We start from the raw sequence: 4,137 nt of genomic DNA, 5'->3' as shown, positions 1-4,137 counted from the left end.
GAATCGAGCTATCCATCTTCCCCTCCAGCCTTAACATCGCCATCGATTGGGTAAGTCCGAACAACAGCATGGAGATGGTGACAGATATTAAGATCATTGTCATCTGCAGGAGCAGGCCGTGATTCGATTCCGGGATAATCGTATCGAACAGAATACCATTCGCGATCGGAACGAGCATACCCAGCACCCCAGATACCGCACCCATGAGAATCAAGGTGACGACATCCCTAGTCAAGCTGCGATGTGCTCCGAATCGTAGAATGTCCTTAACGTTAAGCGGTCTTGCTGGAAAAGATCGATAGAACATATGGGCAACCGGAGATAACTGCTGCGCCAGCTCCTCGTTCATGATCCGTTCCGCTCCGTTACTAGGATCGATCAATTGATATTGTGTGGCTTTCTTGGGGATTAGTGCAACCGGACGGCCATCCTCCGCCCAGAATGCAAGTAATGGACCGCTGTCCTCCTTCCACCATTGGTCCTTCAATATGACTTGACGGGAACGCACATTAGAGGATCGGGCTATATCATTCACTGGATTGCTTGATTCACGTATGCCACTCCCAGGTGGCGCCGGCTTCATCTCAACTCCAAGCGAATCGCCTACTATTCGGCAAGCCATATATAACACATCCGCAGAAGCCGCATATGGAATAGAAGGAGATTTGCGACCACCGGTTACTGCTACTAACTGATTCAGGGCATGATCCATAATCTTGTGATCGTTCTCGGTCTTCTTCTCCAATCGATTCGCTTCGGTCTCGATCTCCAACTGACGAATATGAAGTAAGCATCCGTGAACGACTTTATGAAATTGCTCCAGGGACATCCATTGTTCATCTTGGTCCAACCAAGCGGATGTGCTGGTCGCTGACAACAAGCCAAGTGGAAAGTAACTGTGTTGCTTCGCCGCGAACTGTGGTTCGCCCATCCAGTGCAAGCTGCCTCGCTCGATCTGCATCCATAACGTCTTGGGTGCTCGGAATACCGTACCGATAGGTGCTTCAATCCCGCTAGCTACATCCATACTTACAAATGTGGAGGGCGGGTTGTATGTTCTAAGTGCAGTTGACCACAAATGAACCCATTCTTCGATCGCTTGTGCGATTGCTTCGTGGTACCGTTCATCCTTGGCTGCATGCTGGAGTTCAGAAGTGCTCATGCGCAGCAGCTTCGTATCTGAGCTGCCGGTAATTAACAAACCGTCTGTGTTACGCTCCTGGTCCCCATATGTATCATGAAATCCGAACAGCACTTGTCCAGCACCTGCGCTGAATAAGTACCTTCGCTTCTGTCGAACTTCTCCTTGTGACAAGGAAACAGAGAACGCATCGACACGACCGGATAACACGTACCATACGTGCTGCTCATCCGTAACGAGTAGGGGGAGATTCCCTCCCATCTCCACTACGACTGCGAATTGCTGAAACAACGGCTCCAATGCAATTTCCTCCGTTTGCTTCAAATCCGTCATCCCCTTAATGTTCCTGAATTAACTTGGCGTACGCGCCGTTCATGGCCAGCAAGCTAGTATGTGTGCCGCGTTCAACGACTTTACCGCGCTGCATGACGATAATCTCGTCTGCATCCCGAATCGTGCTTAACCGGTGAGCGATAATGATGCACGTGCAGCCTCTGCGTCTGAAGCTTTCATCTACGAGCTTCTCAGTTCTGGGGTCCAGCGCACTTGTGGCTTCATCCAGCACGAGAATGGACGGATTCCCGCATAAGGCCCGGGCGATCTCTAGACGTTGACGTTGGCCTCCGCTGAAGTTACCGCCGCTTTCTTCAATCTGATGATCGTACCCACCGGTTCTCGCCGATATATCATCGTGAATCGAAGCGTCCTTCGCGGCTCTTACGATGTCCAATTCCTGGATCGTGGAATCCCACAGCGTCAAATTTTCCCGAATCGTCCCTTCGAACATGCTGATGTCCTGATCGACAACAGCAACAGAAGCGCCAAGAACGGTACGAGGAATCTGTTTGCGTGGAGTATGGTCGAACAATATTTCCCCGGACCAAGGTTCGTGAATGYCTGCCACCAGCTTGGCCACTGTTGATTTCCCGCTGCCAGAACCTCCAACAAGCGCTATCCGCGAACCCGGTTTCAGTGTCAAGTTGAAATTATGAATGAGCGGTTCTTCCAGCTTGCTGTAGCCGAAGGTGATGTTATTTAACTCAATAAACCCAGATAATTGCGCTGGTTTCTCGTCTGCGGCGAGCGAATCTGACTCAGTTGGCTGTAATTCATCGGCAGCCTGGTCGTCAACCCGATAGTTCAACACATCATCAAGTCGATTCAAGCTACCTTCAGCCTCCTGTAAGGAGCCGCCTAACCGTACCAATTGATTGACAGGCTGGATGAAGCTCGCCATCAAGCTCTGGAACGCAACCAACATCCCGATTGTCAGAGCGCCATCCATAACCTGAAGACCCCCTACGGCTAATATTATTACGGCACTGAGGCTGGACAAAAACGTGGGTGCAGCAGAAAGAATTCCGGTTGAAACTCCCATTCGTTGCGTCGAATTCATCAGCTTGCTCTGATAACCGGACCACTTGGCGAAGAAGTCGGACTCCGAACCGCTCGATTTTAACGTCTCAATGATTTGCAGACCGTTCATAGATACGCCAGCAAGCTTCCCACCCTCTTGGATCAACGCTTGATTCTGGTCTTTTCGTTGACGGGAGATGAAGCGGAGAAGAACGAAATTAAGCAGAGCGACGACCACTGCCAATATGGCAAGCAAGCTGCTATATTGGACCATCAGGATGAAGTAGAACACGATCATGATCGAATTCAGCACCGCGACTGCCAGTTCTCCGGACAACAGCTGTGCCACTCGATCATTAATCATCACTCTCGAGCCAATTTCCCCGGCATATCTTTGCGAGAAGAAGTCAATCGGCAGCCGCAGCACGTGCCAGAAAAATCGGCTTGAGGTACTTAACGAAAATTTCGTCTCCAGTTTAAGCAAATAATACGTTTGCAGCCACGTGAGACATCCGCGCATGACGGCCGTCATTCCCATTCCGATCAATAGCGGGATTAACCAGTGATTCATCTGTCCTAATAAAATATTGTCGATAAATATTTTGGAAAAGACAGGAACTACGAGACCAGGAACGACCAGGAACAAGCCTGCCAAGATGACGTACAGCAATGCCGTACTAGAACCGCGTAACCTGCGTCGCAATGAGCCGATCAAGCTCGGCTTCATGCCCTTCTTCTTATACTCTGGGGATGGTTCGCATGTAATGACAACACCCGTATAAGATTGATCGAATTCTTCGTATGTAACGACGCGCGGGCCTGCGGCCGGGTCATTCAAATACACCTTGTCATTCTTGAATCCTTCCAGCACTAGAAAGTGATTGAAGTTCCAGTGAATGATCATCGGGCCCTTCAATTGTTTCAAGGATTCCGGTTCTTTCTTGTAGCCCTTCGAGATCATGCCATATTTACGAGCTGCTTTCAGAATGTTGCTCGCTTTGCTTCCATCTCTTGAAACGCCGCATTCCAGACGCAACTCTTCCAGCGGAACAAAACTTCCATAGTAGGCGAGCACGATCGCCAAGGCGGCAGCACCGCACTCAACCGCCTCCATCTGCAACACGGTTGGCGTCTTCACTCGTTTAACGGGATTCATAACGCAATCAACTCCGCATCATTTGATCTGGGGGAATAGGGAAGTAATAGGCCGGTATTGGCTGACAGTAATCGCGCCTACGACCAACGTTCCACTATTGATTTTGGCTGGATAGCCGTCCCCGGTAGACCATTCATATCCGCTTTCCGTCTGGCTGTCCGGCACTAGATCGATCCGTGCTTCAAGCGCGGCGCCGCCTACTGCTAACTGCTCTACCAACGCTTCGTTCCCAATCGTAACCATCATGCCTTGCCGAGTCGTCGGCAATTCCGATACCGAGATTACCCGACCGATCATAAAACCATACTCCTCTTTCTTAACAGAACTTGGAGAAATGGCCACTTTCATCCCAGGTACGATCTGCTTGCCTTCACCTGCGGGAACATACAGAACAGCTTCCAGGTTCTTCACGTTCTCGCCGCCCGCTTCAACAGTAGCAATAGCGACCCCTGTATTGACGCTGCTCCCTTTCTTAACCTTAACC

General features: G+C 50.3%; 3 protein-coding genes. All 3 read right to left on the bottom strand.

Going from position 1 to position 4,137, the window contains the following annotated elements:
- Positions 1-1,474: hypothetical protein (locus tag AC1DWB_RS31720; RefSeq protein ID WP_477545087.1), on the bottom strand; the 1,474-nt coding region annotated here is incomplete at its 3' end.
- 4 nt (positions 1,475-1,478) lie between these two features.
- A complete protein-coding gene (locus AC1DWB_RS31715; RefSeq protein WP_477545086.1) occupies positions 1,479-3,653 on the bottom strand; it encodes an NHLP family bacteriocin export ABC transporter peptidase/permease/ATPase subunit in 2,175 nt (724 codons plus the stop codon).
- An 18-nt stretch (positions 3,654-3,671) separates the two neighbouring features.
- A partial coding sequence (locus AC1DWB_RS31710; protein WP_477545085.1) for an NHLP bacteriocin system secretion protein occupies positions 3,672-4,137 on the bottom strand: 466 nt, incomplete at its 5' end.

This window comes from Paenibacillus sp. P4_E11 (assembly GCF_056401635.1).
Note: the sequence above shows the minus strand (reverse complement) of the source record. Positions and strands in the feature narration are given on the sequence as shown.